This is a genomic window from Gordonibacter sp., assembly GCF_036667095.1.
GTDB lineage: Bacteria > Actinomycetota > Coriobacteriia > Coriobacteriales > Eggerthellaceae > Gordonibacter.
In genome coordinates, this window is the sequence record NZ_JAVWUP010000153.1 from 1 (window position 1) to 5,932 (window position 5,932).

Genomic DNA, 5,932 nt, shown 5'->3' on the forward strand with positions numbered 1-5,932 from the left:
AATTCAAGCGGCGCGCCTGTCAGGCGGGCCGCTTTTGCTATCATGTCACCACACGTGTTACCCAAGCGAGCTGTCCATTCTTGGAAGGCTTGGGTTGAAGCGTTACCGCATATGAGTTATGAGAGGAAAAGACGATGTCTGAAGATAACGGCTCCCTCGGGGAGATCCAAGAACATCGTGCCAAGATCGACGAGATCGACCGCCAAATCGTCGCGCTGCTGAACAAGCGTGCCGGTCATTCGCTGGTCATCCGCGGTCTTAAGCCCGGAGCGCACATGGGCTTGTACGACCCGCGCCGCGAGGAGGAAATCTTTGCGCGCGTGAACAGCTTCAACGAGGGTCCCCTGTACAACGAGAACCTGCGTGAGATCTACTCGAGCATTCTCAAGGTGATGAAGGAGACCCCGTCCGTATGAACGAACACCTAGCATCCAAGCTGCCGGACTTAGGCACGCGCACCGACGAGATCACCATTTTCGCCGGCCCTTGCTCCATCGAGAGCGAGGAACAGTTCTTCGAGGTGGCCGAATGCGTCGCCGGTCTCGGCCTGCACTGGATTCGTGGCGGCGCGTTCAAGCCCCGCACGAACCCGCACTCGTTCCAGGGGCTCGGCGAAGAGGGCCTGAAGATCATGAAGGCCGCCGGCGACAAGTACGGCCTGAAAACCCTCACCGAGGTCATGGACTCCGCGCACTGCGAGCTCGTGCACTCTTACGTGGACGGCCTACAGGTGGGCGCCCGCAACTTCCAGAACTTCAGCTTGCTGAAGAACATCGGCATCGTCACGGCCGAGTCGCACAAAATGGTGCTGTACAAGCGCGGCTTTGCGGGCACCATCTCTGAGTGGCTCGCCGCGACCGATTACCTCACGGCCGAAGGCAATGACAACGTGATGCTGTGCGAGCGCGGCATCCGCACGTTCGAGACGGCCACACGCTTCACGCTGGACATCTCGGCGGTGCCGGTGGTGCACAAGCAGAGTCTGTATCCCATCTGCATCGACGTGTCGCATCCGGCTGGCGTGCGCGACTTGGTACCGTCGCTGGCGAAAGCATCGGTGGCCGCCGGTTGCGACTCCATCATGATCGAGGTGCACCCCAACCCGCCGGTCGCCCTCTCCGACGGCCCGCAGCAGCTCACGCCCTCCCAGTTCGAGGACTTGGTGGCCGAACTGCGCGAGATCGCCGCCGTGTTCGGGAAGAAGATTGTCTAGGTTTACGTGGCGATGACGGCGGCCCCCCCCCTCATCCGTACCACGCCCGTAGGATTCTCCCGATCGGAGCCTAAACGGCGCGCAGTGCATGCGGAAAGAGAGCTGTACTATGGTTACCGAGAAATTCGTCGGCAAGGGACAGGAAGATGATATGTACGGAATCACGTTCGATTTAGATACGGGGGATGCTCGAGCGAGATTACGACATAAGTCGACCGAAGGCCTATGTGGCAATAGAGAATGCCTTGCTGGAGATAGGTTTTATCCATATCCAGTACAGCGTGTATTTCTGCAAAGATGACAGTGGGTCGGCATCGTTTATTATCCATGTCGCCCAAGCTTTGGCCTCGCTTGATTTTGCTCCCGCTATCCGCGACCTTCAAGGGTTTCGTGTTGAAAGCTGGTCCGATATGACGGAAAGTGTCAAGAGCCTTCACGAGGCGTTGCGATAAAGCGGTACAATAGCTCTTCACAGAAATCTTTGTAAAGCACGTAGCGGTCGCGCGGACCTCGTGGTCGCTACGTGCTCTTAGTTTGAAGGAAGCACGCATGCCAATCGATATCGATACTCTTAATGGGCCGCAGCGCGAAGCGGTCGTCACGACTGACGGGCCGCTGCTGGTGTTGGCCGGCGCGGGCTCGGGCAAGACGCGTGTGCTGACGTACCGTATCGCGAACCTGATCGAGAACTTGGGCGTGGCCCCGTGGGAAATCCTGGCCATCACGTTCACGAACAAGGCTGCCGCCGAGATGCGCGAACGCTTGAACGGTCTCGTGGGTCCGCGCAGCCGCGGCATGTGGGTGTCCACGTTCCACAGTATGTGCGTGCGCATCCTGCGCTCCGATGCCGAGAAACTGGGCTTCAGCAAAAACTTCACCATCTACGATGTTGACGACCAGAAGCGCCTGTACAAGGAGATCATGGCCGAGTTCGACATCGACCCGAAGCGCTTCCCGGTAAACGCGCTCATGAACCGCATCTCCACCGCTAAAAACGAGTTGGTGGTGCCTGCCAACTTCGAGAAGGAAGCCTCCGACCCGGTAGGGAAGGTGGCTGCGCGCGTCTACACGCGCCTACAAGAGCGTCTCAAGGCCGCGAACGCCTTCGACTTCGATGACCTGCTGCTGTACACCTTCCTGCTGCTGAAGAACCACGAGGACGTATTGCGCGCCTACCAGCAGCGTTTCCGCTACCTCATGGTGGACGAGTACCAGGACACCAACCATGCGCAGTATTCCATCACGGGCCTTCTGGCGGCCGCGCACCAGAACATCATGGTGGTGGGCGACGACGACCAGTCCATCTACTCGTGGCGCGGCGCCGACCTGCGCAACATCCTAGAATTCGAGCAGGACTACCCCTCGGCCCATACGGTGAAGCTGGAGCAGAACTACCGCAGCGTGGGCAACGTGCTGGCGGCCGCGAATGCCGTTATCGCCAACAACCAGCATCGCAAGCAGAAAAAGCTGTTCACTGCTGCCGAGGACGGCGAGAAGATCAACGTCTACATGGCTTCCGACGAGCGCGACGAGGGCCGTTGGATTGCCGGCGAGATAGAGAAGCAGCGCGCGTCCGGCCTGTCCTACAACCAGATGGCGGTGTTCTACCGCACGAACGCGCAGAGCCGCATGCTAGAAGACATGCTGCTGCGTGCAGGCGTTCCGTACCGGATCGTAGGGGGCACGCGCTTCTTCGAACGCGCCGAGATCCGCGATGTCATGGCGTACCTCACGCTGGTGGTGAACCCCGCCGACGACATCGCCGCCAAGCGCGTCATCAACGTGCCGCGCCGCGGCGTGGGCAAGACCACTATCGAACGCATCGAGCAGTTCGGGCGCGAGATGGACATGACGTTCATGGAAGCTGCCGAGTTGGCTATCGTTGATCCTGAGCTGCGCGCATCGGCGCGCAACGCCATCGCCGAGTTTATGGGGCTTATCAAAGAGGCGCAAACCTACGGCGGCGAGCTGCGCAAGATCATCGAGATGGTGGTGGACAAGAGCGGCCTTATCGCGGCCCTGCAAGCCGAGAATACCGACGAGTCTCGTGGGCGCATCGAGAACATCCAAGAATTCATGGGCGTGGTCGACGAGTTCGTCGACACCCACGACGACGAAGATGCCACCTACGAAGCGCCGACGGCCGGTGGTGAGCCGGTGGCAGAGGGCGGCGAGAAGCCTGTGGTACGCGTGCTGCGCGGCGACTCGCTGGCCGACTTCATCGAGTGGGTGCGTCTTCGCACGGACCTCGATACCGTCACTGAGGACGGCCATGCGGTCACGCTCATGACCGTGCACTCATCGAAGGGCCTCGAGTTCGACTGCGTGTTCGTAGGGGGCATGGAGGAGACTCTGTTCCCGCATATGAACAGCGTGGGCGATGCGGCGGGTATCGAGGAGGAACGTCGTCTGGCCTATGTGGCTATTACGCGCGCCCGCAAGCGCCTGTTCTTGACGTGTGCCTCGCAACGCCAGATTTTCGGTCAGACGTCGGCGAACCCGACCTCGCGCTTCATCCAGGAAATACCTTCCGAATTGCGGCAGAACTCAGGGGTGGGCTCGGCGGGTTTCAGCGGCACCGGTTGGGAGAAGCGTGGCAGCCGTCGCGGCATCGCCGGTTCGGGCACCGAGGCGGGGGAAGGCCGTGTGTTCGGCCGCTCGAGCGCCTCCGGCTCGGGCAACCGCACCGATCGCCGCGCCGAGGCTTATGTGCGGCCGGAGGCGGGCAAGAAAGAAGCTGCTAAGATGACGTTCGCCACGGGCGACTCCGTGGACCACAAGACGTTCGGCCGCGGCAAGGTGACCAAGGTGGACGGCGACACCCTTTTCGTGAAGTTCGCCAAGACCGGACAAACGAAGAAACTATTGAAGGACTATGCACCCATTGTGAAGCTTAACGGGTAAGCGCTGGCAGGTAGACGGTTTTGTGCCAAAGAACCTTGAAGGTATTGAGTGATGTCAATCCTGGGATACCTTTGGCACTTAACCTTTAAGTTTAAGTTTATTGCGCACTCTGGGGTCCTTTTTGGTTCGCACCCTTGCGCGTTCGCAGTTTTTCCCGCATGATGAATAAATAAGCGACGCGATGTCGCGACCCCTCTGCGACGCGATGTTATTTGCCTTGCAGGCGAAGGAAAGAGACGCCCATGAAGATCGTGACCGACTCGTCCGTTATGTTCTCGATTGAAGAGGGTGCGAAGCGAGGCCTAACAGTTCTTCCCCTGACGGTGTCGATTGAAGGGGAAACTTGGCTCGAATACGAGGATATCTCGGCTGAGGAATTTTTGACCCGCGTGCGTGCCGGTGCCCTGCCTCAAAGCTCGTCTCCTCCTCCGGGCCTGACGCTTGAGGCGTACGATACCGATGAAGAGATCATACACATCTGTATGGCGGACGGACTTTCTGGAGCTTATGAGGTTGCGTGCGGTCTGGTGAAGCAAGCCCGCCACCCTGAACGCGTGCATGTGGTGAACTCCCAAACACTCTGCGTTCCTCATCGTGCGCTTGCCTTCGCGGCGGTGGCTGCGGCTAAGCAGGGCTGCACCGCCGAAGAGGTTGTTAGCTTGCTGCATCAGATGCGAGCAACCGCTCGCTCCTACCTTGCTCCCGAGGATTTCGATTATTTGCGTCGCGGTGGTCGCTTGACGCCTCTTGCCGCAAAATTCGCTCATATGATAAAGGCTATTCCGTTATTGATGCAGACTGAAGATGGAAAGCGCCTTGAGAAGAGGAAGATAGCACGCTCGTTTACCAAAGCAGTTGAGGCGGTCACGGCCGATTTCACTGCGCTTGGAGTAGGCAAGGGATACTTCATCAGCGTGAGCCATGCTGACAATCTTGCGCAGGCGAATGTGGCGGCAGGTCTTTTGGCCGATAGTTTCCCGACGGCGCAGGTGGGCGTATTCGAACTAGGGCCTGCATTTATCACTCAGGGTGGCCCGGGATGCATCGCCATTCAGATCGTCGATTTAGGTTCGTATTCCGATCTTGAGTTAAGCTAGCGAATAGCTGCCACCTTTTCGGCGCGGTTTGTTTTAGCTCGGAGTTTGTGCTGTAGACTTTTTCGCCCGAAGCCCCGTGATGGGTTTCGGGCGATTTTAGGTGCGCCGAACAGTGTGCTCTGGCGCGCTTTCCCTTCTGCTTTCGTTGCTTTGTTTCTGCTTCGTTCGCCCTGTCAGGTACCGTTTCGCCTGTCGTGTGGGCATCGCTTGACGTTGCTACCTTGACGTTGCTACCAGGCGTCGCGAGCTTCTTCCACCATCCCCAGCAGTTCCTGTTGGTTATGAATATCTAGCTTCCGATAGATGTGGCTGATATGCGTCTTGGCGGTACTCTTGGAAACGCACAACTTGTCCTGGATGTAGGCCGCATTGTGACCCTTTGCCAGCAGAAACATAACTTCCGTTTCTCGGCGTGACAGCAGGTAGCGATCGGCGATGGCCTCGCATTGTCCGCGAAACCGACCCCTCTCGCGCGAGCGATCGGCCTCTGAAAGGATGGGCGGCTCTGCGAGGGGCGCTCGGGTAGGAGGCATGCCGGTGCGGGGCGATCCGCGGTGCTCGGTTGTGCTTGCGGCGGGATGTCCCCTGCGAAGTGCTGCGGGCGAAGCGCTATCGGGCCCGTAGAGGCCCTGCTCCCAGCCAATCGTACCCACGGCCCAACCCGCCGCTGCAGGCATGCTGGCAAGGGCGTTTGCAGCTCGGAGTATCTCGTCCTTAT

At 59.2% G+C, this 5,932-nt stretch carries 6 protein-coding genes; 5 read left to right on the forward strand and 1 reads right to left on the reverse strand.

Annotation, left to right across the window (positions count from 1 at the left end):
• The first annotated feature begins 134 nt into the window (after positions 1-134).
• The 5 genes from RR842_RS11175 to RR842_RS11195 all read left to right on the forward strand — a co-directional run bounded on the left by RR842_RS11175 (position 135) and on the right by RR842_RS11195 (position 5,214).
• Positions 135-416, forward strand: coding sequence for a chorismate mutase (locus RR842_RS11175; protein WP_332514578.1), 282 nt, complete (start codon positions 135-137; stop codon positions 414-416).
• A complete protein-coding gene (gene aroF, locus RR842_RS11180; RefSeq protein ID WP_332723212.1) occupies positions 413-1,213 on the forward strand; it encodes a 3-deoxy-7-phosphoheptulonate synthase in 801 nt (266 codons plus the stop codon). The genes RR842_RS11175 and aroF overlap by 4 nt, the downstream gene beginning before the upstream one ends.
• Before the next feature lie 185 nt (positions 1,214-1,398).
• Positions 1,399-1,665 carry a hypothetical protein gene (locus RR842_RS11185; RefSeq protein ID WP_332518622.1) on the forward strand — a complete coding sequence of 89 codons (267 nt, stop codon included), beginning with the start codon at positions 1,399-1,401 and terminating at the stop codon, positions 1,663-1,665.
• A 97-nt stretch (positions 1,666-1,762) separates the two neighbouring features.
• A complete protein-coding gene (locus RR842_RS11190; RefSeq protein ID WP_332725089.1) occupies positions 1,763-4,117 on the forward strand; it encodes a UvrD-helicase domain-containing protein in 2,355 nt (784 codons plus the stop codon).
• 242 nt (positions 4,118-4,359) lie between these two features.
• Positions 4,360-5,214 (forward strand): DegV family protein, encoded by an 855-nt coding sequence (locus RR842_RS11195; RefSeq protein ID WP_332514572.1) that lies wholly within the window; start codon positions 4,360-4,362, stop codon positions 5,212-5,214.
• A gap of 230 nt (positions 5,215-5,444) precedes the next feature.
• Here RR842_RS11195 and RR842_RS11200 read toward each other — a convergent pair.
• Positions 5,445-5,932, reverse strand: a 488-nt coding sequence (locus tag RR842_RS11200) for a helix-turn-helix transcriptional regulator (protein ID WP_332729775.1), incomplete at its 5' end; no start/stop codon positions are given.

Excerpts from the sequence above, each read along its gene's own strand:
- aroF (WP_332723212.1), top strand. The coding sequence starts at position 413 with ATGAACGAACACCTAGCATCCAAGCTGCCGGACTTAGGCACGCGCACC.
- RR842_RS11185 (WP_332518622.1), top strand. The coding sequence starts at position 1,399 with ATGCTCGAGCGAGATTACGACATAAGTCGACCGAAGGCCTATGTGGCA.
- RR842_RS11195 (WP_332514572.1), top strand. The coding sequence starts at position 4,360 with ATGAAGATCGTGACCGACTCGTCCGTTATGTTCTCGATTGAAGAGGGT.
- RR842_RS11175 (WP_332514578.1), top strand. The coding sequence starts at position 135 with ATGTCTGAAGATAACGGCTCCCTCGGGGAGATCCAAGAACATCGTGCC.
- RR842_RS11190 (WP_332725089.1), top strand. The coding sequence starts at position 1,763 with ATGCCAATCGATATCGATACTCTTAATGGGCCGCAGCGCGAAGCGGTC.